Origin of the sequence: Xanthobacter autotrophicus, from assembly GCF_029991245.1 — a bacterium.
Classification (GTDB): Bacteria; Pseudomonadota; Alphaproteobacteria; order Rhizobiales; family Xanthobacteraceae; genus Xanthobacter; species Xanthobacter autotrophicus_C.
The window spans coordinates 1-427 of record NZ_JAIVFO010000387.1 but is presented as its reverse complement, the minus strand read 5'-3'; the positions used below and the strand labels follow the sequence as shown (position 1 = coordinate 427).

The 427-nt window shown below is 29.7% G+C and carries 1 protein-coding gene; it reads left to right on the top strand.

The genetic code is table 11. From position 1 onward, the window contains the following. Positions 1–427, top strand: a 427-nt coding sequence (locus K9U41_RS23350; RefSeq protein ID WP_282643217.1) for an ectonucleotide pyrophosphatase/phosphodiesterase, incomplete at both ends; no start/stop codon positions are given.

Here is a 427-nt window from a genome sequence, read left to right as displayed (position 1 = left end):
ATATAAAATCACTGATACTTTCGAAGTTAGAAACCCATACTGGTATAATTGTGAACCATTTTGGGAAACTGCTGAAAAGAATGGTATAAAAACATCCGCTTATTTTTGGCCATTTTCTGATAATAGTATTCCTTTCAAAAGGCCTTCTATATACAAAAAATATGATCATTTTTTCCCATATACTCAAAGAGTAGATTCAATTTTAAGTTGGATTACTCTACCATATAACCAAAGACCAAAATTTTTTACATTATATTTTGATGCAACAGATACTTATGGGCACAAATTCGGCACAGATAGCAAAGAGATTGATAGTATTATAGTTGTTCTTGATAATTTAGTTGGCAGTTTGATAAATGGTTTAAAAAAAGCTAATCTCTTAGATAGCACTAACATAGTTTTGGTATCTGATCACGGTATGTATAAT